This window comes from Pseudomonas sp. BIGb0381 (genome assembly GCF_024809815.1).
Taxonomy (GTDB): Bacteria; Pseudomonadota; Gammaproteobacteria; order Pseudomonadales; family Pseudomonadaceae; genus Aquipseudomonas.
Genome location: NZ_JANUEN010000003.1, coordinates 91,714 through 117,054, shown reverse-complemented (window position 1 = coordinate 117,054; position 25,341 = coordinate 91,714). Strand labels below are relative to the sequence as shown.

Here is a 25,341-nt window from a genome sequence, read left to right as displayed (position 1 = left end):
CTCAAGGTTGGCGAAAAGGGGCGATTATCGTGTTAGATAGCTAGGACTGACTCAAGGATTTGTGTTGAGTTCAATTCTCAACAGCATACTTACAGACGTTTCTTACAAAAGACCGACGATCCTAACGGATATGCCCACAGTGAATCAGCCTGCCGATGCTCCACAAAACCCCGCCGAGATGCGCCGCACTGCGCTGTACCTGACACTGGCGCAAGTCCCGCCAGGGTGCGTCGTGAGCTACGGCGAGCTGGCGCAACTGGCCGGGCTGGGACGCGCGGCACGCTGGGTCGGGCGCACCTTGAGCCAACTTCCCGAGGGCACCACATTGCCCTGGCACCGCGTGCTGGGTGCCGGTGGTCGGATAAGCCTGCCGGTGGGCAGCGTCTCAGGGGACGAGCAGCGGGCGCGCTTGCGCGATGAGGGCGTCACGGTGCGCAACAATCGCGTGGATATTCAGCGCCATGGCTGGCGCCCGGTAGAGCACAGCGGTTAGAGTGCGCGCTTTGTTTCCGTGAATCTGAGGCAGACTCCAGCCCATGCCCCGTAAAACCTGGCGCGCCGCGCTCGCCGCCTATGCCAGCCCCTCGACGTTAGTGCTGTTGTTGCTCGGCTTTGCCGCCGGTTTGCCTTACATGTTGGTGTTCTCGACGCTTTCGGTGTGGCTGCGTGAGGCCGGTGTGGCCCGCGAGACCATCGGCTATGCGAGCCTGATCGGTTTGGCGTATGCCTTCAAATGGGTCTGGTCGCCGCTGCTCGACCAATGGCGCCTGCCACTGCTCGGTAAACTCGGACGTCGTCGCTCCTGGCTTGTGCTTGCACAGTCGCTGGTGATCCTCGGATTGATCGGCATGGGCTTCTGCGACCCGCAGAAACACCTGTCCTGGCTGATCGCCATTGCCGTCGTGGTTGCTTTCGCTTCCGCCACCCAGGACATCGCAGTCGACGCCTATCGCCTGGAAATCGCCGACGACAGCCGCCAGGCTGCCCTGGCCGCCAGCTATATGTCTGGCTACCGCATCGCCGCCCTGCTGGCCACGGCCGGTGCGCTGTTCTTTGCCGAAGGCTTCGGCTCCACTGGCTTCAACTATAAGCACTCGGCTTGGACCGGCACCTATGTGCTGTTCGGCGTGCTGATGATCCCGGCGCTGCTGACCACCCTGTTCATGCGCGAACCGAATGTGCCGCTGCGCACCCAGTTGCAGGCCGGACGCTACAGCTTCGTGCATCAGCTGGTGTCGGTGTTCGTACTGATCGTCCTGCTGGTGTCCGTACCGGCGATGTTCACCCAGCTGTTCAACACCGACTTCGCCAGCGTGCTGTTTCAGGGTGTCAGCTTGTGGGACTTGCTGATGGACGACCGCGCTTTCCTGCGTGCCATTCTCTATATCATCCTCACCGCGTTATGCCTTTCGGCCATGGGTCGGCGGGGCCTGGCGCCGGTACTCACGCCGGTCAACGACTTTATCCTGCGCTACCGCTGGCAGGCATTGCTGCTGCTGGGGCTGATCGCCACCTATCGCATGTCCGACACAGTGATGGGCGTGATGGCCAACGTGTTCTACATCGACCAGGGCTTTACCAAGGACCAGATCGCGGGGGTCAGCAAGATCTTCGGCCTGATCATGACCCTGCTCGGCGCCGGCATGGGCGGCCTGCTGATCGTGCGCTTCGGCATCCTGCCGATCCTGTTTATCGGCGGCGTGACCTCGGCGGGGACCAACCTGCTGTTCGTGATGCTTGCCGACATGGGCCCCGACCTGCAGATGCTGATCTTTACCATCTCCCTGGATAACTTCAGCTCGGGCCTGGCCACGTCGGCATTCGTGGCGTACCTGTCGAGCCTGACCAACCTCAAGTTTTCCGCCACCCAATATGCGCTGCTCAGCTCGATCATGCTGTTGCTGCCTCGCCTGATCGGCGGGTATTCGGGGGTGATGGTGGAGAAATTCGGGTATCACAATTTCTTCCTGATCACCTGCATGCTGGGTGTGCCGACACTGTTGCTGATTGCGCTGCACTGGTATCAGGAGAATCGGCGGATTCGGTTGAATCCACCCGCCGAAGACTGACAATGCGGGAGGGGGCTTGCCCCCGATAGCGGTGGGTCAGTGACACATAAGCGCCTGACACCCTGCTATCGGGGGCAAGCCCCCTCCCACATCCCCCTCTGCATTCTGATGCCTGTACTCCAGCAGTTTGCGCCCGTACAATCCCAAGTCATTTCAAGTCCAAGCAACCGACAACGGCCTACCATGCGTACCAGTCAATATTTGCTCGCCACACAGAAAGAAACGCCTTCCGACGCGGTCGTGATCAGCCATCAGCTGATGCTGCGCGCCGGCATGATCCGCAAACTGGCCTCCGGCCTGTACACCTGGCTGCCCATGGGCTTGAAGGTGATGCGCAAGGTCGAAGCCATCGTTCGTGAAGAAATGAACGCCGCCGGCTCTCTGGAAGTGTTGATGCCGAGCACCCAACCGGCCGAGCTGTGGCAGGAATCCGGGCGCTGGGAAGAGTACGGCCCTGAGTTGCTGCGCTTCAAGGACCGTCATGGCCGCGACTTCTGCGCCGGCCCGACCCACGAAGAAGTGATCACCGACCTGATGCGCAACGAGTTGAGCAGCTATAAACAGCTGCCCCTCAACCTGTACCAGATCCAGACCAAATTCCGCGATGAAATCCGCCCACGCTTCGGTTTGATGCGCGGCCGCGAATTCATCATGAAGGATGCCTATTCGTTCCACGCCGACCAGGCATCGCTGCAGGCCACCTACGACCGCATGCACCAGGCCTACTGCAACGTGTTCACACGCCTGGGCCTGAAGTTCCGGGCGGTTGAAGCGGACAATGGCTCCATCGGCGGTGCCGGCTCCCACGAATTCCACGTGCTGGCCGAGTCCGGCGAAGACGATATCGCGTTCAGCAACGGTTCCGACTACGCGGCGAACATCGAGAAAGCCGAAGCCGTGCCACGGGAAACGTCCCGTCCAGCCCCGGCTGAAGAACTGCGCCTGGTGGATACGCCAGAGACCAAGACCATCGCGGCCCTGGTGGAGAAATTCAATCTGCCGATTGAAAAGACCATCAAGACCCTGATCGTCCACGCCGAAGAAGAAGGCAAGCTGATCGCCCTGGTGATCCGTGGCGACCACGAACTCAACGAAATCAAGGCCGCCCAGCAACCTGGCGTGGCCAGCCCGCTGGTCATGGCCAGCGATGCCGAACTGCGCGACGCCATTGGCGCCGGTGCCGGCTCCCTCGGCCCGCTGAACCTGCCGCTGCCGATCATCATCGACCGCTCAGTCGAGCTGATGAGCGACTTCGGTATCGGCGCGAACATCGACGACAAGCACTACTTCGGCGTGAACTGGGAGCGTGACCTGCCGGTTCCGACCGTGGCCGACCTGCGCAACGTGGTGGCCGGCGACCCAAGCCCGGACGGCAAGGGCACCCTGGAAATCAAGCGTGGCATCGAAGTCGGGCACATCTTCCAGCTGGGCAACAAGTACAGCAAGGCGATGAAGTGCGAAGTGCTGGGCGAGAACGGCAAGCCGATCACCCTCGACATGGGCTGCTACGGCATTGGCGTTTCCCGCGTGGTTGCCGCTGCCATCGAGCAGAACAACGACGAGAAAGGCATTATCTGGAGTGACGCCCTGGCGCCTTTCCAGGTTGCCCTGGTACCGCTGCGTTACGAAACCGAGCAAGTACGCGAAGCCACCGACAAGCTGTATGCCGAACTGACGGCCGCTGGTTTTGAAGTGCTGCTGGATGACCGGGACAAGAAAACCAGCCCGGGCATCAAGTTCGCCGACATGGAGCTGATTGGCATTCCGCACCGGATCGTGGTCAGTGACCGCGGCCTGGCCGATGGCAATCTGGAATACAAGAGCCGGACCGAAGCCGAAGCCCAACCGTTGCCGGTGGCTGACGTGCTGTCTTTCCTCCAGGCGCGTATTCGTCGCTGAAAACCAGATCAAGAGAAGTCATGTTCAAGCGAAACACCAGAGCCCTGGGGGGCGCCGCCTTGTGCGGCGCCCTGCTGGTCAGCGGCTGCGCCAATCAGATGTCGCAACGCAGTGAGCACGAGGAGCGGGTCGAGCGTAAGTTGCTCGACCACAGCCTGCAGATCGATGTAGGCGAACCCAAAGTGTTGGAACTGCCGCAACGCCGGGTTCGTATTCACGAGCAAAAGACCTTTGAGGTCACCGAATTCGAAGTCACCCGTCGTTACGACCGCTACACGCCCTACCAGCCCTGGCGCAAACTCTATGAGATGCCCTTGGGTGCAGTGGCTTTGGTCGCGGGCGCGGGCGCCAACGTGGCGAACATCTTCGCCCTCGGCAACCTGCCGACCAGCATGACCCACGACTGGCTGACCTACGGCGTGGACGGCCTCAACCCGTTCATGAACGTGCAGTCCCATGGCCGTGCGCAACAGAACCTGGCCGGTATCGATGAGGTCCAGCGTGACAAGCGCGTGGAGTATTCGAGCCTGCCCTGGAGCGAACGCCCGGTCCAGGTCACCGCCGGCAAACAGACCCATGAGCTGACCACCGACCGCAACGGCGTCCTGCGCCTGAACCTGTTGGACAGCCCGTTTGCCGAGCAGGACCTGAACCGCGTCACGACCTTGAAGATCAGCGTGGAAGATGGCCAGGACGACGTGCACTCGGACTCGACCCTGGCAATCAGCAGCACCCTGCGCGGCAAATTGCTGGAAGCCCACGGACTGATCTACGACGATCTCGAAGACGATGAAGTCAGCCAGTGGGTGCACCGGGTCAAGCGTCTGTCGGAGCTGGGCCTGGAAGAAGAAGCCAGTGAGCTGGAACAAAGCCTGATCGAATTGACCCGCAATGATCCCGAGTTGCAGCAGGAATTCCTGCAAGCGTTGACCAAGGATGCGGGGCGGTTAGTCGCAGATCCCGGAGCACGCTGAGACTTCGAAAACCCTATAGATCCAAATGTGAGAGGGGCGCTGCGACTTGCCTCTCCCACATTTTTTCCCGGTTTCTACCAAGAAAACTCTAACTGTTCGTTCCCGCCACTCAGGTCCAGCAACCGCACGCCAATCCCCAGCAACCGCACCGGTTTACCGCCACGATTGAACGCCTGGGTCATCAACTGTTGATAACTCTCCAGATCCCGCGCCGCTCCCGCCTGCTCCAACGTCGTCTGGGTAAAGTCATGAAACTTCACCTTAACGAACGGCTTTCCCGCCTTATAACTGCTGTCGATACGCGCCATGCGCCCGGCCAGGGTTTCCATCAACTCTGGAAGTTTCGCCAGGCAGCTTGAGAGATCCGGCAGGTCCACATCGTAGGTATTTTCCACACTGATGGACTGCCGCCGGCTGTCATTCTGTACCACACGGTCATCTATCCCACGGGCCAGGCTCCACAGCCGCTCGCCAAAACTGCCGAACTCACGCACCAGCGCCAGCTTGTTCCACTCGCGCAATTGCAGGCAGTCTTCGATGCCCAGGCGCGCCAGTTTGTCCGCCGTCACCTTGCCCACGCCGTGCAACTTGCTTACCCGCAGTTGGGAGACAAAGTCCTCGACCTGATCCGGGGTAATGACAAACAGGCCATTGGGCTTTTTCCAATCGCTGGCGATCTTGGCCAAAAACTTGTTCGGTGCCACGCCGGCGGACACGGTGATGTGCAACTGGTTGGAGACCCGGCGCCGAATATCCTGGGCGATGCGCGTGGCACTGCCGCCAAAGTGCGGGCTGTCGGAGACATCCAGGTAGGCCTCGTCCAGCGAGAGGGGCTCGATCAGGTCGGTGTAGTCGCGGAAGATCGTCTGGATTTCCTTCGACGCTTCCTTATATGCATCCATGCGCGGCTTGACGATGGTCAGGTCCGGGCAGAGCTTCAGGGCATGGCGCGACGACATGGCTGAACGCACCCCATACGCCCGCGCTTCGTAGTTGCATGTAGCAATCACGCCCCTTCGATCTGCCGATCCACCTACCGCCAGGGGCTTTTGCGCCAGGCTCGGGTCATCGCGCATCTCAATGGCGGCGTAGAAGCAATCACAGTCGACGTGGATGATTTTGCGCTGCGTCATAGATAGAAGGGGGTGTAATCCAACGGGTGGGCAGTATCGCATTCACCCCTGTATATAGCACCAGTAGTTTGAATCTTCCGCCTAAGCGGTAGGAAATTTCCCAGATGAATTTATTTTCTCAATCGAAATTAGCCCCCCAATAGAGCTGAAACCCTTAGCCCTACTGGCCCGCACGATTAAAATGGCTCTGTCTGGAGAGCTAACCGATTGAACCACAAGCCCTTTTCTTCGATTCACAGGTTGACACACACGCGATCCTCTGTAGAATGCCGACACACAGACGCGGGATGGAGCAGTCTGGTAGCTCGTCGGGCTCATAACCCGAAGGTCGTCGGTTCAAATCCGGCTCCCGCAACCAAACATCAAAAAAGGCTACTCGAAAGAGTGGCCTTTTTTGTGCGCGTCTGTTTTGTGTCTGTACGAAAATTGTAAGACAAAAAAATCTTTACCCATCGCGCACTTACCTTCCACAGCCGCCCTTCACCGCTCATTTCACACTTATTTGACCCATCGGCTCATTAACGGTTGACACCTCGCCGTTGGGCTGTAGAATGCCGCCCACAGACGCGGGATGGAGCAGTCTGGTAGCTCGTCGGGCTCATAACCCGAAGGTCGTCGGTTCAAATCCGGCTCCCGCAACCAAACATCAAAAAAGGCTACTCGAAAGAGTGGCCTTTTTTGTATCCGATGAAAAAGTTCATCTGAAACAATGGCATGGCATCTTTCATGAAACCGTACACGGTTTGTAGAGTCCATCTCATCGCACGCTATGCTTACGCCTCTACGACCAATGGCCGCAGTCGCCGCACCCGGTGATCCGCGTTAATATTTGTAATTATTTTGTCCATAGGGATTGGTAACTTGGCTGGATACCTCCATCCTGTCGCGCACAATCCACGAGGTGATTGATGCGCGCCAACTCGTCTGAACCACAAGACACCGTCACAGCAGAACAACCTATCGCTCCGACCCGCTTGCGCTGGCTGGATCTGTTGAGCAAATACCGGCAACCCATAGGGCTGGCCGTGACCTTGTTGCTGTTCGCAATCGCGCTGATCGCCTGCCGACACCTGCTATTGGAGCTGGACCTCTACGCCCTCCACGACTCGATCCTGGAAGTGCCCAAACCCGCTTTGCTCGGTGCGTTCGCCGCCGCCATCGCGGGGTTCGTCATTCTGTTGGGCTATGAGTTTTCCGGCGCACGCTATGCCGGGGTGAACCTGCCTGCCAAGACCTTGGCCCTCGGCGGCTTTACTGCCTTTGCGATCGGCAATGCCATTGGCCTTTCGATGCTCTCGGGCGGCTCGGTGCGCTACCGTTTATATGCACGCCATGGCATCGGGGCTTCGGAAGTCGCCCACATGACCGTGTTCGCCAGCCTGGCACTGGGCTGCGCCCTGCCCCCGCTGGCTGCGTTGGCCACGTTGAGCAACTTGCCGGCAGCGTCGACCTACCTGCATTTGCCACAAACTGTGCTCGGCGGCGTTGCCGGCGCGGTGCTGTTGCTGTCGGTCGTATTGTGCATAGGTATCTATCGCCGCCGCCTGCCGGAACAGCCCTACCCTGACAACCTGCTGGTAAAAGCCGGGCGTCGGACCTTGCGCCTGCCTGGCCGGCGCCTGACGTTCCTGCAACTGATCATCACCGCACTGGACGTTGCCGCTGCCGCTACCGTCCTTTATATGCTGCTGCCGGAAGCACCGCCTTTCGGCCCGTTCCTGCTGGTGTATCTGCTGGCGCTGGCCGCGGGTGTGCTCAGCCATGTACCAGGCGGTGTCGGGGTATTCGAGGCAATCCTGCTCGCGGCCTTCGCCGACAAGCTCGGTGCAGCGCCACTGGCGGCCGCCCTGCTGCTGTATCGCATGATCTACGTTGTATTACCGCTGCTGATCGCCTGCGTGTTCCTGCTGGTCAACGAAGCGCAGCGCCTGTTCCAGACCCAACAGAGTCTGCGGGTGGCTTCCGGCCTGGCGGCCCCGGTGCTGGCCGTACTGGTTTTTTTGTCCGGCGTGGTCCTGCTGTTTTCCGGCGCCACGCCGGAGATCGACTCACGCCTGGAAAACATCGGCTTCCTGATTCCCCACCGCCTGATTGACGCCTCGCACTTCGGTGCCAGCCTGATCGGCGTGCTGTGCCTGTTGCTGGCCCAGGGTCTGCGTCGACGCTTGTCGGCTGCGTGGATGCTGACCATGGTGCTGCTGCTGGTGGGCGCCCTGCTCTCGCTGCTCAAGGGCTTCGACTGGGAAGAAGCCAGCCTGATGACCATGACGGCGATACTGCTGGCGATCTTCCGCCGCTCGTTCTATCGCGCCAGCCGCCTGACCGAGCTGCCTTTTTCACCGCTGTACCTGGTGGCCAGCGTCTGTGTGCTGGGTGCTTCTATCTGGCTGCTGCTGTTCGCGTATCAAGATGTACCGTACAGCCATCAACTGTGGTGGCAGTTCACCCTCGATGCCAACGCCCCGCGCGGCCTGCGCTCGCTACTGGGCGCCGCCGTGCTGCTGGTCATCGTTTCGCTGACCTGGCTGCTGCGCACCGCACGCCCGGTGATCCACCTGCCGACACCCGATGAGCTGGAACGCGCCACCAAGATCCTGATGGCATCGTCGCAACCCGACGGCGGCCTGGCGCTGACCGGCGACAAGGCGCTGCTGTTCCACCCCAACGATGAAGCCTTCCTGATGTACGCCCGTCGCGGGCGCAGCCTGGTGGCCTTGTATGACCCGATCGGCCCGACTCAACCCCGTGCCGAAATGATCTGGCAGTTCCGTGACCTGTGCGACATCCATCATGCGCGCCCGGTGTTCTATCAGGTACGCGCCGAGAACTTGCCCTATTACATGGACATCGGTCTCACCGCGATCAAGCTGGGGGAAGAGGCCCGCGTCGACCTGAAACGCTTTGACCTGGAAGCCAAGGGCAAAGAGATGAAGGACCTGCGCTACACCTGGAACCGTGGCACCCGGGACGGCCTGTCCCTGGAGATTTTTGAACCCGGCACGGCGCCGATGGATGAATTAAAAGTCATCTCGGATGCCTGGCTTACCGGTAAGAATGTGCGGGAAAAGGGCTTTTCCCTCGGACGCTTCAGCGACGACTACCTCAAGCACTTTCGCATCGCGATCATTCGCTTCGAAGGTCGCCCGGTGGCCTTCGCCAACCTGCTCGAGACCTACAACCACGACCTGGCCAGTCTCGACCTGATGCGCGCCCACCCGGATGCGCCCAAGTTGACCATGGAATTCATGATGGTCGGCCTGATTCAACACTATAAGAGTCACGGCTATGCTCGCTTCAGCCTCGGCATGGTGCCGTTGTCGGGCCTGCAACCGCGACGCGGCGCGCCACTGACCCAGCGCCTGGGCTCGATGGTGTTCCGTCGCGGCGAGCAACTGTATAACTTCCAAGGCTTGCGCCGCTTCAAAGACAAGTTCCAGCCTGACTGGGAACCCCGTTACATGGCTGTGCCCGCGGGACTTGACCCGCTGGTGGCACTGGCCGATACCGCCGCCCTGATCGCGGGCGGCTTGACTGGATTGGTGAAACGCTGATGATTCGACGCTCCTGGCGGTATGTATTGGCCTTTGTAGTGCTGCTGGCCCTGATCCTGGGTGGCGGCTTTTGGTTCTGGAACCGCCCTGCCCCGCAGCCGACCCTGGAGCAACTGCCCCAGGCCGACGGCTCGGTGATGACCCGCGTGACCCCGGCCGGCACCCCGAAAGCCCGCGTCGCGGTGGCGGTGATGGCTGGCGAAACCCTGACGGATAGCCAACTGATTACCCTGAGCCAAGGCGGCAAGGCGCAGATCGTCCAGGTGATCCTGCCAAAGGATGACTGCAAGCTGCAGGAACAAGCGCTGCAAAGCGCCCTGGGCCAGCTCAAAGGGCCCGCGACCCTGGTCAGCGGCATCGGCCCTGGCGCCGCCCTCGCCTGGCGCTGGCTGGCCACACAGAACGACGACAAGGCCAACGCCATCTCCGTCGGCTTCGCGTTGGTACAGGAAGGTTGCAAGGACCCACTGCCGAAAACCGCCGCACACGGTAATTGGCTGGTGGCCTGGAACGATAACCCTGACGATGAAAGCGCCAGTTTCGTACGTGACACCCCGCGTGCCACCACCAGTATCAGCGACTACGACATTCACTATCCGCAAGTGCTGAACAACGAACTGCGCAAGCAACTGGTGGGTTCGGACAACGGCGGCCTGGCGATTCCCGTCGTGGAAGTGCCGGCTGGCCAGGCCAAGGACACCGTGACCCTGTTCCTCTCCGGTGATGGCGGCTGGCGTGACCTCGACCGCGATGTGGCCGGCGAGATGGCCAAGATCGGTTACCCGGTGGTCGGCATCGACACCCTGCGCTACTACTGGCAGCACAAGACCCCGGAACAAAGCGCCAAGGACCTTACCGAGCTGATGCAGCACTACCGGCAGAAGTGGGGCACCAAGCGCTTTGTACTGACCGGCTACTCGTTCGGTGCCGACGTCCTGCCGGCGATCTACAACCGGCTGCCGGAAAACGAACAGCAGCGTGTGGACGTCATCATCCTGCTGGCATTCGCCCGCACCGGCAGCTTTGAAATCGAAGTGGAAGGTTGGCTGGGCAACGCCGGCAAAGAAGCCGCGACCGGCCCGGAAATGGCCAAGCTGCCGGCTGACAAGGTGGTGTGCATCTACGGTGCCGAAGAAGTCGACGAGAGTGGCTGCACCGACAAGACTGCCGTGGGCGAGACTGTGAAGCTGCCGGGCGGGCATCACTTCGATGAGAACTACCCGGCGCTGGCCAAGCGGTTGGTGGATATCATCGTGAAGCACCAGGCCAAAACCGAATAAACCCGAGCCTTATACAAATCAAACTGTGGGAGGGTGCTTGCTCCCGATAGCTGAGTGTCAGTCAACAATGCTGTGACTGACCCAATGCTATCGGGGGCAAGCACCCTCCCACAGTTTTTTGCGGCGTCGGTAAGATCTAGCGCGGTTCGATGTGGGCAATCATCAGTTGCACGGTTTCATTCCCACGAAACTCGTTCACGTCCAGCTTGTAAGCCAACTCCACCCAACGTACGGACGGGTTCGGCCAGACTTCCCGGTCGACGCCAAAGGCAATGCCATCGAGCTTCACCGACCCGCACTCGCTCTTGAGCACCACTTTCAGGTGCCGCTCCCCCACCACTCGCTGCTCTACCAGCTGGAACACACCATGGAACAGCGGCTCTGGAAAGTGTTGCCCCCACGGCCCGGCATGCCGCAATGCGCGCGCCAGTTCCAGGTGAAACTCTTCCACCGCGAGGGTGCCATCGGACAGCAGACGCCCGGTGAGGTCTTCTTCGCGCAGTTGCCGACGCACTTCGGCGTCAAAGGCTTCGGCAAACAGTGGGAAATTTTCCTCGGGCAAGGTCAGCCCCGCCGCCATGGCGTGGCCGCCGTATTTGGTGATCAGGTTGGGATGCTGGCTCGCGACCACCGCCAGCGCATCGCGGATGTGAAAGCCCTGCACAGAGCGTCCAGAGCCCTTCAGCAGCCCATCGCCGGCATCGGCGAAGGCGATGGTCGGGCGGAAGTACCGCTCCTTCATGCGCGACGCAAGAATGCCGATCACACCTTGGTGCCAGTCCGGATCAAACAGGCACAAGCCGTAGGGCATCGATTCCACCGGCAAGTCCTTGAGCTGGGCCAGGGCCTCGCGCTGCATGCCTTGTTCGATGGATTTGCGGTCCTGGTTCATGCCGTCCAGTTGCGCGGCCATTTCCCGTGCCGCGGCGAAATCCGTGGTGAGCAGGCATTCGATGCCCAGGCTCATATCGTCCAGGCGCCCAGCGGCGTTCAAGCGTGGCCCGAGGATAAAGCCGAGGTCGGTGGACGTGATGCGCGCCGCATCGCGCTTGGCCACTTCGAGAATCGCCTTGATTCCCGGCCGTGCGCGACCGGCGCGAATACGCTCCAGGCCCTGATGCACGAGGATGCGGTTATTGGCGTCCAGAGGCACCACGTCGGCGACGCTGCCGAGGGCCACCAGGTCGAGCAGTTCGCCGATATTCGGTTGAGGCGTGTTCTCGTACCAGCCCAGACTGCGCAAACGCGCGCGCAGGGCCATCAGCACGTAGAAGATCACGCCAACGCCGGCCAGGGCCTTGCTCGGGAACTCACAGCCCGGCTGGTTCGGGTTGACGATGGCATCCGCCGCCGGCAACTCGTCGCCAGGCAAGTGGTGATCGGTCACCAACACCTGCAACCCCGCCGCTTTCGCCGCCGCCACGCCTTCGACACTGGAGATGCCGTTGTCCACGGTGATCAGCAACTGCGGCTCGCGCTGCAGCGCCACGGCGACGATCTCCGGGGTCAGGCCGTAACCGTACTCGAAGCGATTGGGCACCAGGTAATCGACATGCGCCGCACCGAGCAGACGCAGGCCCAGGGTGCCCACGGTGCTGGCGGTAGCGCCATCGGCATCGAAGTCACCGACGATGAGGATGCGCTGGCGCTGTTCCAGTGCCGTCACCAGCAAGTCCACTGCCGCGTCGATGCCCTTGAGCTGCTGATAGGGAATCAACCGCGCCAGGCTCTTGTCCAGCTCAGCCTCGGACTGCACACCACGAGCGGCGTAAAGACGGGTCAACAGCGGCGGCAATTCACCAAGGAAGGGCAGGACGGCGGGCAGTGGGCGGGGATCGATACGCATGGGTGACGGGAGCTTCTCTTGAATACAAAGGTTAAACGACAACTCTGAAGGCAACACAGATCAAATGTGGGAGGGGGCTTGCCCCCTCCCACATTTTCAACCGCGTTCGCCGACCAGCCATTGCAGTTGTACTTCGTGCTGGCCACGGTCGTCAGTGACGAAGATCGTGCCTTCGCTGATCATCACGTCCCACTTGATCACGCGGGGCATGTCCTTGGCCAGAACCTCCAGAATCTCCTGGGGCACCGCCGCGATGTGCACATTCTTCAGGTTATTGGCCACCGGCACGACCTTGCCCTCCCACACGCGCAGGCTGCCGTAGGCCAGCAGACTGGTGCGCTCGGTGCGGCGCGAGCACCAGGTCAGGCGGTCGGCATCCGGCTGGCCGACTTCGATCCAGTGCAGGACCCGATCGTCCAGGCTTTTTTCCCACAGGGCTGGCTCGTCTACATCTGACAGGCCACGACCGAACGCCAACTGTTCGTTGTAAAAAAGGGCGTAGGCCAGCAGACGCACGGTCATGCGCTCTTCGGTTTCCGACGGGTGACGGGCGATGGTCTGCTTGACGCTCTCGTACACCGAGCGATCAAGGTCGGTGAGGTTGAGTTCGAATTTATAGGTCGTGGACGGCTGGGCCATGAACGGGCTTCTAGAGACAGGGAAAGGCGGCCAGTCTAACCGATGGCGAGGTCATTCACCGAATCCTGCGCTGCATCATCCTTATCCCTGGGCTACTCGCCTATGTTAAAAGGCTTCACATCATCGTTCTGCGCAGACAAGGATCCCCATGTCGTTTAATGCCAAACCACTTGCAGGCCTGAAAGTTATCGAACTCGGCACCCTGATCGCCGGGCCGTTCGCTTCACGTATCTGCGCCGAATTCGGCGCGGAGGTGGTCAAGGTCGAATCCCCGGACGGCGGCGACCCGCTGCGCAAATGGCGCAAGCTGTATGAAGGCACCTCGCTGTGGTGGTTTGTGCAGGCGCGCAACAAGAAGTCGCTGACGCTTAACCTCAAGCATCCGGACGGCCTGGCGATTCTCAAGCAACTGCTGGCCGACGCCGACATCCTTATCGAAAACTTCCGTCCAGGCGTGCTGGAAAAGCTTGGCCTGAGCTGGGAAACCCTGCACGCACTGAACCCGAAACTGGTCATGGTGCGCCTCTCGGGTTTCGGCCAGACCGGGCCGATGAAAGACCAACCCGGGTTTGGCGCAGTGGGCGAGTCCATGGGCGGGCTGCGCTATATCACCGGTTTCGAAGATCGCCCGCCGGTACGCACCGGGATCTCCATTGGCGACTCCATCGCCGCGCTGTGGGCGGTCATCGGCGCCTTGATGGCGCTGCGTCATCGCGAGGTCAACGGAGGTGTGGGCCAGGTGGTGGATGTGGCACTGTATGAAGCCATCTTCGCCATGATGGAAAGCATGATCCCCGAATTCGACGTATTCGGGTTTATTCGCGAACGCACCGGCAACATCATGCCCGGCATCACGCCGTCATCGATCCACACCAGCGCGGACGGTAAGCACGTTCAGATCGGCGCCAATGGTGATGCCATCTTCAAACGTTTCATGAGTGCCATCGGCCGGGAAGACCTGGCGAACGATCCACAACTGGCCAGTAATGACGGGCGCGATAGCCGTCGTGATGAACTCTATGGCGTGATTGATCGCTGGGTGAACTCGCTGCCGCTGGAGCAGGTGGTGGAGCAACTCAACAAGGCCGAAGTGCCCGCCAGCCGTATCTACAGCGCCGAAGACATGCTGGGCGACCCGCAATTCCTCGCGCGCGAGATGTTCCTCAAGGCCCGGCTTCCCGGCGGCAAGGACTTCAAGATGCCGGGCATCGTGCCCAAGCTGTCGGATACACCGGGCAGTTGCGAATGGGTGGGGCCGCAACTGGGTGAACACAACGGCGTGGTGTTGGGCGAGCTGGGATACGACGCCGCCGCCATTGTCCGCCTGCGTGAGAAAGGCGCAATCTGATGCCCCACGGCTGCAAACACTGGCTCATTGCGCTGTACCTGGCCGTCATGCTGGCCGGCAGTTGGCCCGTACCGGCGAGTGCCGAGGGTACGTTGAGCTGGTTGTTGCGCGACTTGCCGCCGCTGACCATCTTCGAAGGGCCAAGCAAAGGCCTGGGTGCACTCGACCAGTTGCTGCCGATACTGATCGGACACTTGCCGGAGTATCGCCACCAGGTAATGCACGTCAATCGCGCGCGCGGCATGCAGATGCTGCGCGAGCCCACGCTCACCTGCGATCCATCATTGCTGTGGACGGCCGAGCGGGCCAGGTACATCGTATTTTCCAGGCAGGCGTTTGTGGTCGTCAGTAATGGCATCACGATTCGACAGAGCCAGCAGGACGCCTTGGCGGCGTTTATCGTAGACGGCCAGTTTGACCTGCAGGCCTTCTTCGCCGCCCCTAAGGCAAGGGTCGGCGCGATTGCGGAACGCAGCTACGGCCCCGTTATCGATGAGCGGCTGAAACAGGCCGACACACACAAACTGGCACTGCACTACGGCAACGATGCACTTGGCAGCTTGCTGCAGATGCAGCGCCTGGGCCGGCTGGAGGCGGTGCTGGGCTATTGGCCGGAAATCCGCTACCACGCGATGCAACAGGGGATCGCAACCGAAGACCTCAGCTTCTACCCCATCAAGGGCACAGCACCTTACCAGCGCACGTATATCGGCTGCTCGGATACGCCTCAGGGGCGCGAGGCCATGGAACGGATCAACCAGGTTCTGCTCAGCCTCCCGCTGGCACAAGTACAACAGTCCTATGCCGCCTGGCTAGACCCTGCCATGCGCGAACATTACCTGCGAGACAACCCGAGTTTTTTCCGGGATTCACCAGAACCCTGACAAATCCCAGGCAAAAAGAAACCCCGAAGAGTGGGGAGACACTTCGGGGTTAAACGTGGCCTACAAAGACCAGTACAACAAGGCACAAACACCGGAGCACAATGTTTGCTCTTGCTGTTACGAAATCTGACCGGCCATGACGTGGGAAGTTTCCATGGGTAAACAATTCTTCATGCAACGGCAGCGCCACGGGTCTGGGCAGCGCTGCGCAAGGCCGCGATGACCGAGGGCTCCAGGCGTCCTTCAGCGATCTTGAGGTCACGCAGCAAGCAATCCACCACATCCACCAATAGGCGCTTATCGAGCAATTGCGCCCGGTCGACTTCACGCTCGACCATGATCGCGCCGGCGGGGTTCTTTACGGTTACCAGGCACTCTTCCTGCACACCTGCGGTGGTCAACGTCACCTGATAAGGGCTCAGTGCTTCTTCGAGCAATAGGCTGATACTTTCCATCTCGATCACCACTCAATAGTTCGCAAACATTCTTGTAAACGGGAGCTGCATCTATCCTAAGTGACTGGTTGTGACGTAGGAAAGTTCGCTTTTTCGTTTATGCGGGGTTGTCGGGGGATGACGTTTCCAGCATGCGCTTGCAACATGACAGGCAAAAAACGGCAGCACATAAATGCTTACGCAATGGGCTGCTGTTTTTGGGGTTTGCCAGGCGCTGAGGCCGGGAGTGAATCCTATACTCGGTGAGCGCTGGTTACGCTGCGATGCAGATGAAAACGCATGTCATCAGGCCCTTATTGCGAAGGATAAATAGCGATGGCAGAACAAAATGAGCAACAAACGTCGACAGACAGAATGCACGCCGAGGTATCACGTATTTTTGCTGAAATAGCACGTATGAACGCAGAGCAAAACAAACTCAACAAAGAATCCCTGAAGATAACCTGTGAGACTTTCTGGTACCCGGTGGGTATCGCGACAGGCTTCTATGCCGCCGTGGGCACGGTCATAGTGGTCGCGCAGAAACTATTCTCGTAACGCGAGACCGGGCCTGCCAGAAACAAAAAACGCCGCTGACCCAAGGAAGGGAAAGCGGCGTTTTTGTCTTCGTGATTTGCCTTACAAAGGCTTACCACGGTTGCCATGCTGGCTGACAAACGCCTGCATCGCCTTCAAGTCATTCGGCAGCACCGTGCAACGCTCTTCACGCTCGAACAGGTCTGTCAGGTGAACCGGCAGTTCCAGCGCCTTGCCGACACCCGCCTTCTCCACCGCTTCCGGGAATTTCACTGGATGGGCGGTGCCGAGGATCACCATCGGGATATCCAGGCTTCGACGGCATTCGCGGGCGGCCTTCACCCCAATGGCGGTGTGCGGGTCGAGCAGCTCGCCGGTCTGGGCGTAGACTTCGGCGATGGTTTCGCAGGTCTGCGCGTCGTCCACGGCCAGGGAGTCGAACAGCTTGCGGGTTTCGGTCCAGCGCTCTTCATCAACGCTGAAACCGCCGCCGCTCTTGAAGGTGTCCATCAAGCCGGCAATGGCTGCGCCGTTGCGACCGTGCATGTCGAACAGCAGACGCTCGAAGTTCGACGACACCATGATGTCCATGGACGGCGACAGGGTGGCGTGCAGGGTTTCCTTGACGTACTGGTTGCCGCTCATGAAGCGGTGCAGGATGTCGTTGCGGTTGGTGGCAACGATCAACTGGTTGATCGGCAGGCCCATGTTACGGGCCAGGTAGCCGGCGAAGATGTCGCCGAAATTGCCGGTCGGCACCGAGAACGACACCGAGCGCGCCGGGCCGCCCAACTGCAGCGAGGCGTGGAAGTAGTAGACGATCTGGGCCATGATCCGCGCCCAGTTGATCGAGTTCACCGCCACCAGTCGCGTGCCTTTGAGGAAGCCCTGGTCAGCGAAGCTGTTCTTGACCATTTCCTGGCAGTCATCGAAGTTGCCTTCGATGGCGATGTTGTGGATGTTCTCACCGAAGATGGTGGTCATCTGGCGACGCTGCACTTCCGACACACGCTTGTGCGGGTGCAGGATGAAGATGTCGACGTTTTCGCAGTGCTTGCAGCCTTCGATGGCGGCCGAACCGGTATCACCCGAGGTCGCGCCGATGATCACCACGCGCTCGCCGCGCTTCTCCAGCACGTAGTCCAGCAGACGACCCAGCAGCTGCAGGGCGAAGTCCTTGAACGCCAGGGTCGGGCCATGGAACAGCTCGAGCACCCATTCGTTGCCGTTGAGTTGGCGCAAAGGGGCGATGGCGCTGTGGGAAAACACGCCGTACGTCTCTTCCAGAATCTTTTTGAAGTCCGCATCGGGGATGCTGCCGGTGACGAACGGGCGCATCACCCGGAACGCCAGCTCGTGGTACGGCAGGCCGGCCCACGAAGCGATTTCTTCCTGGGTAAAGCGTGGCAGGTTTTCCGGCACGTACAGGCCGCCGTCGGTGGCAAGGCCTGCCAGCAAGACGTCTTCGAAATTCAGGGCCGGTGCCTGGCCGCGGGTGCTGATGTAACGCATGACTGGCTCCTCTAAAACATTCTCGAACAGAGGCCGCCGCACACGCGGGGCCTCTGGAACAGATCGGTTAGTTCAGGTGTTCGACGCGAATCCGCACCACCGGGCCCACGACGCCTTGCAAGGCCTCCAGAGCAGTGATGGCATCGTTGATGTGCTGCTCGAGCACGCGGTGGGTCAGCAGGATCATCGGCACCTGGCCGTTCTGCTCCTCGACTTCCTTCTGCATGATCGACTCGATGTTGATACCGCGCTCCGACAGGATGCTGGCCACCTGGGCCAATACGCCTGGGTGATCCTTGGCCTGGATGCGCAGGTAGTAGGCGCTTTCGCAGGCCTCAATCGGCAGGATCGGGTGGGCCGACAGCGAATCCGGCTGGAAGGCCAGGTGCGGCACGCGGTTTTCCGGGTCGCTGGTCATGGCGCGAACCACGTCCACCAGATCGGCGATCACCGACGAAGCGGTCGGCTCCATGCCGGCACCGGCGCCGTAGAACAGGGTGGAACCGGCGGCATCACCGTTGACCATCACGGCGTTCATCACGCCATTGACGTTGGCGATCAGGCGGTCGGCCGGGATCAGCGTCGGATGCACACGCAACTCGATACCCGCCGGAGTGCTACGCGCGACACCGAGGTGCTTGATGCGGTAGCCCAGGGCTTCGGCGTAGTTCACGTCGGCAGTGGTCAGCTTGGTGATGCCTTCGGTGTAGGCCTTGTCGAACTGCAACGGGATACCAAAGGCGATGGACGCCAGGATGGTCAGCTTGTGCGCCGCGTCGATGCCTTCCACGTCGAATGTCGGGTCGGCTTCGGCGTAACCCAGCGCCTGGGCTTCGGCCAGCACGTCTTCGAAGGTACGGCCCTTCTCGCGCATTTCGGTGAGGATGAAGTTACCGGTGCCGTTGATGATACCGGCTACCCAATTGATGCGGTTGGCGGACAGGCCTTCACGGATCGCCTTGATCACCGGGATACCACCGGCAACCGCGGCTTCGAACGCGACGATCACGCCCTTCTCGCGGGCCTTGGCGAAGATCTCGTTGCCGTGCACGGCAATCAGCGCCTTGTTGGCGGTGACCACGTGCTTGCCGTTTTCGATAGCCTTGAGCACCAGCTCGCGGGCCACGGTGTAACCGCCCACCAGCTCGATGACGATATCGATTTCAGGGTTGGTGGCCACGGCGAAGACATCGTTGGTAATCGCAATACCGGTCGTTTGGAACTGAGGCTTTGGCGAACGCGTGGCAATTTGCGCCACTTCAATCCCACGCCCTGCACGGCGGGAAATTTCTTCAGCATTACGCTGAAGTACGTTGAAGGTGCCGCCACCGACGGTCCCTAACCCACAAATGCCTACTTTGACCGGTTTCACTGAAGAACTCCCCATGAAACGGCCGACGCTAGGTCGGCCGTGGAAAACAGCCGCACAACTGCGGCTTTCAATTAATAGCCCGTCGACTTATCCGCGGGCCATGATCGTCAAAGGTTCGACGATGCTGGTTTATTTGGCACTCAGCGCCAGTTTGGCAACTTGTGGTGCCGGCTGGTAGCCCGGAATCACCTGGCCGTCAGCCAAAACGATGGCCGGTGTACCGTTGACGCCGATGGACTGGCCCAGGGCAAACTGCTTCGACACCGGGTTGGCGCACTTGGCGGCCTTGATTTCCTTGCCATCGACCATCTTGTCCATGGCAGCTTTCTTGTCGGCCGAGCACCATACGGCCTGCAGCTGCTCGTCGCCCGGCGAACCCAGACCCTGGCGCGGGAACGCTACGTAGCGTACTTCAACACCCAGCTTGTTCAGCGCAGGCACTTCGGCATGCAGCTTATGGCAGTACGGGCAGGTGGTGTCGGTGAACACGGTGATATGGGTCTTCGTTTCGCCGATAGCTGGGTAAACCACGGTTTCCGCCACCGGGATGCCGTTGATCAGCTTGGATACACCCAGGCGCTCGGCTTTCTCGGTCAGGTTGACCGGCTTGCCGTCCTTGAGCTGGAACAGGTAGCCCTGAACGATGTACTGACCGTCTGCACTGGCGTACAGCACACGGCTGCCCTTGAGCTTGACTTCATACAGGCCGGCCATCGGGCTGGCGCTGATGCTTTCGATCGGGGTGTCGAGCTGCAGGTTGGCCAGGCTCTTGCGGATGGTCTGCTCGGCAGCGTCATCGGCGACGGCAAAGGTGGAAACCAACGCAATGGCTGCGGCGGCAATAATCTGGGTCAAGCGCATGGAAACTCCTGAAGGCAGATGCAGGGACGGGCGCAGGCACGCCGATACGCAAACACGGGTGCGGGCCGTCCCTTTGCTAACCGGCAAAGCCTACCACAGTTGGGCCGCAGGGCAGCCCGTGGCGGGATAAATTGGCGGTTTTCAGCCTCGTGGGTGGTGCTTGGCATGCATTTCCTGCAAGCGCGCACGCGCCACGTGGGTATAGATCTGGGTGGTGGATAAGTCGCTGTGCCCGAGCAGCATTTGCACCACGCGCAAATCCGCGCCGTGGTTGAGCAAATGGGTGGCGAATGCATGGCGCAAGGTGTGGGGCGACAGGCTCTTGCCGATCCCCGCCACCTTGGCCTGGTGCTTGATGCGATGCCAGAACGTCTGGCGGGTCATCTGCTCGCCACGCTGGCTGGGAAACAGCACATCGCTTGGCCGCCCGCCAAGCAGCTCGCTACGGGCATCGCGCATATAGCGCTCGACCCACACAATTGCTTCCTCCCCCATCGGCACCAGCCGTTCCTTGCTGCCCTTGCCCATTACCCGCAGCACCCCTTGACGCAGATTGACTTGCTCCAGAGTCAGGCTGATCAGCTCCGTGACCCGCAGGCCGCAGGCATACAACACTTCCAGCATCGCGCGGTCACGCTGGCCGATGGCTTCGCTGAGGTCGGGCGCAGCAAGCAAGGCATCGACGTCGGCTTCCGACAGGGATTTGGGTAAAGGCCTACCCAGTTGCGGCATATCGATTTGCAGGGTTGGATCGAGGGCGATCAGTTTCTCCCTCAGCAAATAGCGATAAAAACCACGCACACCGGAGAGAAACCGTGCAGTGGAACGGGGTTTGTAGTTCTGCTCCAAACGCCAGGCCAGGTGATCGAGGATCAGCTCGCGGCCGGCATTGATCAGTTCCAAGTGTTTCTCATGCAACCAGCCGTTGAACAGCGCCAGGTCGCTGCGGTAGGCCTGGCGGGTGTTGTCTGACAGGCCTTTTTCCAGCCAGAGGGCGTCGAGGAAGCGGTCGATCATGGGGTGGTCAATGGCAGGCATGAGGGCTCAGCTAAGGAAAGTGCGGGTATCGGGTAGATCCTATCGCAGCCCAGCCATGTACACACGCTTGAAGGTATGAACCGTCGCAGCAGGCCGCATTTCCGCCAAGGGCAGCTCAAATCGCGGGCACAAAAAAGCAGCCCGTAGGCTGCTTTTTTCTGCATCGGGAAGCTGGACTTAAGCCAGTTTTTCCTTGATGCGAGCTGCTTTACCGGACAGGTCACGCAGGTAGTACAGCTTGGCTTTACGTACGTCACCGCGACGCTTAACGGCCATGCTGTCGATTTGCGGGCTGTAGGTCTGGAAAGTACGCTCTACGCCAACACCGTTGGAGATTTTACGAACAGTGAAAGCACTGTTCACACCACGGTTACGCTTGGCGATTACCACGCCTTCGAACGCTTGCAGACGCGAACGGTCGCCTTCCTTCACTTTCACCTGGACGACAATGGTGTCGCCTGGGGCAAAGGTAGGGATCTCTTTGGTCATCTGCTCTGCTTCGAGTGCAAGGATGATTTTGTTAGTCATGCTGTGCTCCTAAGGTAAGTCAATGGACCTACCATCGATACGTTGTTAACTATCGTCCCGCGCGAGGATGTATTCCTCGAGCAGCTTCTTCTCTTCTCCAGAAAGCGAGCGGCTTTCCAGAAGATCGGCGCGTCGTTCATAGGTCCGACCAAGGGACTGCTGTAAACGCCAACGCCGGATGTGTGCGTGATTGCCACTTAGCAATACGTCGGGAACACGCTGATCCGCATACACCTCCGGTCGGGTGTAGTGCGGGCAATCCAGCAAACCGTCCGTGAAGGAATCTTCCTCCGCGGAGTCCGCATGCCCTAAAGCTCCAGGCAGCAGTCGTGTAACCGCATCTATCAGGACCATCGCCGGCAGCTCGCCGCCAGACAGGACATAGTCCCCAATCGACCACTCTTCATCGACATGAGCATCAATAAAACGCTCGTCAATGCCTTCATAGCGACCGGCAATCAGGATCAGTGCTTCCTCATTCGCCAGTTCGCGGACCCCAGCCTGTTTCAGCTGGCGGCCTTGAGGGGACAGGTAAATAACCTTCGCCTTCTCCCCGGCAGCGACCTTGGCCTGAGCCAACGCGTCTTCCAGGGGCTTGATCTTCATCACCATGCCCGGGCCACCGCCAAATGGGCGATCGTCCACAGTGTGATGTCGATCCGTCGTGTAGTCTCGCGGGTTCCAACAGGTAAGCTGCAACAGCCCCTGTTTCACCGCCCGACTGGTGATGCCGTACTCGCTGATGGCGGAAAACATCTCGGGAAACAAACTGATCACTTCAATGCGCAAATTAGCCACGCTTAGAAGTCCGCGTCCCATTCCACCTTCATCTCGCCCGCTGCCAGGTCGACAGCCAACACGCATTGCTCGGTATAGGGCAACAGGCGTTCGCGATCATCCAGGCTGCCAGCGCAAGGCTTGACCACCATTACATCATTGGCGCCGGTTTCCAGAAGATGATCGATTTTCCCGAACAATTGCCCGAGTTGATCAATAACCTTCAGACCTTCCAGCTGGTACCAGTAGTACTCGCCATCGGTCAATTCAGGGAACAGGTTGCGCGGCACGCAGATCTCATAACCGGCCAGAAGACGAGCTTCTTCACGATCATCAAGACCCTTGAGCTTTGCGACCAGGAACTTATCGCTCCCGCGTCCACTGACCAGCTCGACCTGTTTCACACTACCTTCGCGCTTAAGCGTCCAGGTTTTGTACTGCAACAGGTTTTCAGTCGGATCAGTAAAGGAATACACCTTCACTTCGCCGCGAACGCCATGAACAGAATAAATCTTGCCAATAACGATCAAATCATCAGCAACAGTTGGCGTCGCGTTCATATTGCTCAGGCTGCGGCCTTAGCCGAGTCCTTCAACAACTTGGCAACACGCTCAGACGGTTGTGCACCAACGCTCAGCCAGTAGGCTACGCGCTCTTGGTTCACGGACAGGCGGACTTCTTGACCACGAGCGATCGGGTTGAAGAAACCTACTTGTTCCTTGTGAGAGCCGTCACGTGGGTTGCGGCTGTCAGTTACGGTCAAGTGGTAAAACGGGCGCTTTTTGGAGCCGCCAAGGGCAAGACGGATTGTTAGCATGTGAACATCGTTCCTGTAGTCGGTGCTGCAAATCTAAATGCACAGCGGGCATAGGTGCCCGAAAGGCCGCATATTCTAAGGAATATCCGGACTTTTGCAAATGTCTTTTTCTGGCGCCTATCAGCGTGCCATTCAGATCTGCTAGAGAGCCGTCGGTTAAAACGGCAGGTCAGCCCCCGCCAACGGCGGGTTTGCTGGAGATCCCACATCGCTGTGGGTCGGAGCAGGAGTGAACTCCCGCTCGAATTCTTTACATTTTCGGCATGCCGCCGCCGGGCAACATACCGCCCATGCCGCGCATCATCTTGGCCATTCCGCCCTTGGCGGAGAATTTCTTCATCATTTTCTGCATCTGCTTGTGCTGCTTGATCAAGCGACCGATATCCTGCACCTGGGTGCCGGAACCCATGGCGATCCGACGCTTGCGCGAACCACTGATCAGCTCAGGGTCGCGGCGCTCGGCCGGGGTCATGGAGTTGATGATGGCTTCCATCTGTTTGAACTGCTTCTCCGCCGCGCCTTGGGCATTGCCCATTTGCGCCAGGTTCACACCGCCGATGTTCGGCAGCTTGTCCATCAGGCCGCCGAGGCCGCCCATGTTCTTCATTTGTTGCAGCTGGTCGCGGAAGTCTTCGAGGTCGAAGCCCTTGCCCTTCTTCAGCTTCTTGGCCAGTTTATCGGCCTTGTCCTTGTCGAGGGTGGCTTCGGCCTGTTCGATCAGGCTGAGCACGTCACCCATGCCGAGGATACGCGAGGCGATACGCTCAGGGTGGAACGGTTCGAGCGCGTCGCTCTTCTCGCCCATACCGATGAACTTGATCGGCTTGCCGGTGATGGCACGCACCGACAGCGCGGCACCGCCACGGGCGTCGCCGTCGACCTTGGTGAGGATCACGCCGGTCAGCGGCAGCGCGTCGCCGAAGGCCTTGGCGGTGTTGGCCGCATCCTGGCCGGTCATGGCGTCGACCACGAACAACGTCTCGACCGGATTGATCGCGGCATGCAGCGCCTTGATCTCGCCCATCATCTCTTCATCGATGTGCAGGCGACCGGCGGTATCGACGATGACCACGTCGATGAATTTCAGTTTTGCTTCTTTAATAGCGGCGTTGGCGATGTCGACCGGCTTCTGGCTCAGGTCGGACGGGAAGAAGGTCACACCCACTTCGCCCGCGAGCATTTCCAACTGCTTGATGGCCGCCGGACGGTACACGTCAGCCGACACCACCATCACGGACTTCTTCTTGCGCTCTTTAAGGAAGCGCGCCAGCTTGCCGGCGGTGGTGGTCTTACCCGCACCTTGCAGGCCGGCCATCAATACGACGGCCGGTGGCACGGCGCTGAGGTTCAGGTCTTCGTTGGCCGCGCCCATCAGGCTTTCGAGTTCGGCCTGGACGATCTTCACAAAGGCCTGGCCCGGAGTCAGGCTGCGGGACACTTCAGTGCCGACCGCACGTTCCTTGACCGAGTTGACGAAGTCCTTGACCACAGGCAAGGCGACATCGGCTTCCAGCAACGCCATGCGCACTTCACGCAGGGTGTCTTTAATATTGTCCTCGGTCAGCTTGGCCTTGCCGGTTACGTGGCGCAGCGTCTGCGAGAGACGGTCAGTCAGGTTTTCAAACATGCGCGATCCTTTCAGGCCCTATTCATCGAAATGCATTAGTAGACCGAGGTAATGGCGGCCCAGGCTGTGGTAAATCGCTATTAAAAACAGCGCTCGGCGAGCCTGCGGCGTGGGCAGGTCGCGGATTATAGCGAAGACTGCGCCCATGCACACCCGCTGTCTGGCCCTGGAGTCTTTCGTGGAACGCAGGTGTATGCCAAACTCAGCGCCTTTCG

At 60.0% G+C, this 25,341-nt stretch carries 22 protein-coding genes and 2 tRNA genes; 11 read left to right on the top strand and 13 right to left on the bottom strand.

All coding sequences use genetic code 11. The annotated features are described in order from the left end of the window. Window positions 1-130: 130 nt before the first annotated feature. The 4 genes from M2397_RS10535 to M2397_RS10520 all read left to right on the top strand — a co-directional run bounded on the left by M2397_RS10535 (window position 131) and on the right by M2397_RS10520 (window position 4,942). On the top strand, window positions 131-493 hold the full coding sequence (locus M2397_RS10535; protein ID WP_131697940.1) for an MGMT family protein: 363 nt from the start codon (window positions 131-133) through the stop codon (window positions 491-493). A gap of 43 nt (window positions 494-536) precedes the next feature. Continuing rightward, entirely contained in the window at window positions 537-2,069 is a 1,533-nt protein-coding gene (locus M2397_RS10530) for an AmpG family muropeptide MFS transporter (RefSeq protein ID WP_131697941.1), read from the top strand. A gap of 183 nt (window positions 2,070-2,252) precedes the next feature. Further along, on the top strand, window positions 2,253-3,968 hold the full coding sequence (locus tag M2397_RS10525; RefSeq protein ID WP_065925012.1) for a proline--tRNA ligase: 1,716 nt from the start codon (window positions 2,253-2,255) through the stop codon (window positions 3,966-3,968). 20 nt (window positions 3,969-3,988) lie between these two features. Then, window positions 3,989-4,942: a hypothetical protein gene (locus tag M2397_RS10520; RefSeq protein ID WP_065925011.1), complete on the top strand. Its 954-nt coding sequence runs from the start codon at window positions 3,989-3,991 to the stop codon at window positions 4,940-4,942. Window positions 4,943-5,016: 74 nt separating this feature from the next. On the opposite strand, the gene dinB is transcribed toward M2397_RS10520, so the two are convergent. Continuing rightward, window positions 5,017-6,075 (bottom strand): DNA polymerase IV, encoded by a 1,059-nt coding sequence (gene dinB, locus M2397_RS10515; protein ID WP_115487213.1) that lies wholly within the window; start codon window positions 6,073-6,075, stop codon window positions 5,017-5,019. Between the two features lie 281 nt (window positions 6,076-6,356). Here dinB and M2397_RS10510 point away from each other — a divergent pair. The 4 genes from M2397_RS10510 to M2397_RS10495 all read left to right on the top strand — a co-directional run bounded on the left by M2397_RS10510 (window position 6,357) and on the right by M2397_RS10495 (window position 10,906). Further along, window positions 6,357-6,433: transfer RNA gene (locus M2397_RS10510), tRNA-Met, on the top strand. Window positions 6,434-6,640: 207 nt separating this feature from the next. Continuing rightward, a tRNA-Met gene (locus M2397_RS10505) sits at window positions 6,641-6,717 on the top strand. A gap of 266 nt (window positions 6,718-6,983) precedes the next feature. Further along, complete coding sequence (gene mprF / locus M2397_RS10500; protein ID WP_131697943.1) at window positions 6,984-9,626, top strand: bifunctional lysylphosphatidylglycerol flippase/synthetase MprF; 2,643 nt, start codon at window positions 6,984-6,986, stop codon at window positions 9,624-9,626. Further along, window positions 9,626-10,906 carry a virulence factor family protein gene (locus M2397_RS10495; RefSeq protein WP_145338412.1) on the top strand — a complete coding sequence of 427 codons (1,281 nt, stop codon included), beginning with the start codon at window positions 9,626-9,628 and terminating at the stop codon, window positions 10,904-10,906. The genes mprF and M2397_RS10495 overlap by 1 nt, the downstream gene beginning before the upstream one ends. Before the next feature lie 136 nt (window positions 10,907-11,042). Here M2397_RS10495 and recJ read toward each other — a convergent pair whose 3' ends face one another. Together recJ and M2397_RS10485 are read right to left on the bottom strand one after the other, a co-directional pair. Next, window positions 11,043-12,752, bottom strand: coding sequence for a single-stranded-DNA-specific exonuclease RecJ (gene recJ / locus M2397_RS10490; protein ID WP_131697945.1), 1,710 nt, complete (start codon window positions 12,750-12,752; stop codon window positions 11,043-11,045). 96 nt (window positions 12,753-12,848) lie between these two features. After that, window positions 12,849-13,391, bottom strand: a complete 543-nt coding sequence (locus M2397_RS10485; protein ID WP_032890801.1) for a YaeQ family protein — start codon at window positions 13,389-13,391, stop codon at window positions 12,849-12,851. Window positions 13,392-13,539: 148 nt separating this feature from the next. Here M2397_RS10485 and M2397_RS10480 point away from each other — a divergent pair, with 148 nt between their 5' ends. Together M2397_RS10480 and M2397_RS10475 are read left to right on the top strand one after the other, a co-directional pair. Continuing rightward, window positions 13,540-14,739: a CaiB/BaiF CoA-transferase family protein gene (locus M2397_RS10480; protein ID WP_131697946.1), complete on the top strand. Its 1,200-nt coding sequence runs from the start codon at window positions 13,540-13,542 to the stop codon at window positions 14,737-14,739. Continuing rightward, window positions 14,739-15,623 (top strand): TIGR02285 family protein, encoded by an 885-nt coding sequence (locus tag M2397_RS10475; protein ID WP_405046421.1) that lies wholly within the window; start codon window positions 14,739-14,741, stop codon window positions 15,621-15,623. The genes M2397_RS10480 and M2397_RS10475 overlap by 1 nt, the downstream gene beginning before the upstream one ends. A gap of 170 nt (window positions 15,624-15,793) precedes the next feature. Here M2397_RS10475 and M2397_RS10470 read toward each other — a convergent pair whose 3' ends face one another. Further along, window positions 15,794-16,078, bottom strand: coding sequence for a DUF3509 domain-containing protein (locus tag M2397_RS10470; RefSeq protein WP_131697948.1), 285 nt, complete (start codon window positions 16,076-16,078; stop codon window positions 15,794-15,796). A 315-nt stretch (window positions 16,079-16,393) separates the two neighbouring features. Here M2397_RS10470 and M2397_RS10465 point away from each other — a divergent pair, with 315 nt between their 5' ends. After that, window positions 16,394-16,615 carry a hypothetical protein gene (locus M2397_RS10465; RefSeq protein ID WP_016971927.1) on the top strand — a complete coding sequence of 74 codons (222 nt, stop codon included), beginning with the start codon at window positions 16,394-16,396 and terminating at the stop codon, window positions 16,613-16,615. Window positions 16,616-16,696: 81 nt separating this feature from the next. Here M2397_RS10465 and thrC read toward each other — a convergent pair whose 3' ends face one another. From thrC to ffh, 9 genes are all read right to left on the bottom strand, one after another. Beyond that, window positions 16,697-18,106 (bottom strand): threonine synthase, encoded by a 1,410-nt coding sequence (gene thrC / locus M2397_RS10460; protein WP_027605462.1) that lies wholly within the window; start codon window positions 18,104-18,106, stop codon window positions 16,697-16,699. 67 nt (window positions 18,107-18,173) lie between these two features. Then, a complete protein-coding gene (locus tag M2397_RS10455; RefSeq protein ID WP_027605461.1) occupies window positions 18,174-19,478 on the bottom strand; it encodes a homoserine dehydrogenase in 1,305 nt (434 codons plus the stop codon). 129 nt (window positions 19,479-19,607) lie between these two features. Further along, window positions 19,608-20,339, bottom strand: a complete 732-nt coding sequence (locus tag M2397_RS10450) for a thioredoxin fold domain-containing protein (RefSeq protein ID WP_003175893.1) — start codon at window positions 20,337-20,339, stop codon at window positions 19,608-19,610. A 141-nt stretch (window positions 20,340-20,480) separates the two neighbouring features. Beyond that, entirely contained in the window at window positions 20,481-21,377 is an 897-nt protein-coding gene (xerD, locus tag M2397_RS10445) for a site-specific tyrosine recombinase XerD (protein WP_259242938.1), read from the bottom strand. A 177-nt stretch (window positions 21,378-21,554) separates the two neighbouring features. Further along, entirely contained in the window at window positions 21,555-21,905 is a 351-nt protein-coding gene (rplS, locus tag M2397_RS10440) for a 50S ribosomal protein L19 (protein WP_003175895.1), read from the bottom strand. A 45-nt stretch (window positions 21,906-21,950) separates the two neighbouring features. Continuing rightward, entirely contained in the window at window positions 21,951-22,724 is a 774-nt protein-coding gene (gene trmD, locus M2397_RS10435) for a tRNA (guanosine(37)-N1)-methyltransferase TrmD (protein WP_184743990.1), read from the bottom strand. Further along, window positions 22,706-23,242, bottom strand: a complete 537-nt coding sequence (rimM, locus tag M2397_RS10430; protein ID WP_027605457.1) for a ribosome maturation factor RimM — start codon at window positions 23,240-23,242, stop codon at window positions 22,706-22,708. Before rimM ends, trmD begins: the two co-directional genes overlap by 19 nt. Before the next feature lie 5 nt (window positions 23,243-23,247). Next, window positions 23,248-23,499 (bottom strand): 30S ribosomal protein S16, encoded by a 252-nt coding sequence (rpsP, locus tag M2397_RS10425; protein WP_003238923.1) that lies wholly within the window; start codon window positions 23,497-23,499, stop codon window positions 23,248-23,250. 250 nt (window positions 23,500-23,749) lie between these two features. Next, on the bottom strand, window positions 23,750-25,126 hold the full coding sequence (gene ffh, locus M2397_RS10420; RefSeq protein WP_010207982.1) for a signal recognition particle protein: 1,377 nt from the start codon (window positions 25,124-25,126) through the stop codon (window positions 23,750-23,752). Window positions 25,127-25,341 lie beyond the last annotated feature (215 nt).